The organism is Streptomyces sp. JW3, assembly GCF_052216785.1.
Classification (GTDB): domain Bacteria; phylum Actinomycetota; class Actinomycetes; order Streptomycetales; family Streptomycetaceae; genus Streptomyces.
Genome location: NZ_JBQOUX010000302.1, coordinates 1 through 278, shown reverse-complemented (window position 1 = coordinate 278; position 278 = coordinate 1). Strand labels below are relative to the sequence as shown.

The window sequence follows — 278 nt, the reverse complement described above, 5'->3', positions numbered from 1 at the left end:
GCTTGGTTGAGCTGGGGTACGGCGTCGGCGGTGACCTGGTCGCTGCGGCCGCCCTTGGGGGCCTGGACGGCCTCCGCTTTGGTGATCCTGCCGTCGGTCACCGTGATGCGGACCTGGACCGGGCCGTACTGGGTCTGCGCGGCGGCGCCGGTGACGGTGCGGGGCTGCTGCTGGTCGGAGCCGCCGCCCGCCTTGTCGAGGGCCGACTGGAGGGACTGTTTGTATCCGGTGCTGGTGTAGGTGGCGCCGGAGACGGTGTCGATGTCGGCGGTGCCGGT

General features: G+C 71.9%; 1 protein-coding gene. It reads right to left on the bottom strand.

Going from position 1 to position 278, the window contains the following annotated elements:
* Positions 1-278 (bottom strand): FMN-binding protein (locus tag ACTT8P_RS38605; RefSeq protein WP_442836453.1); only part of this gene is annotated, 278 nt, incomplete at both ends.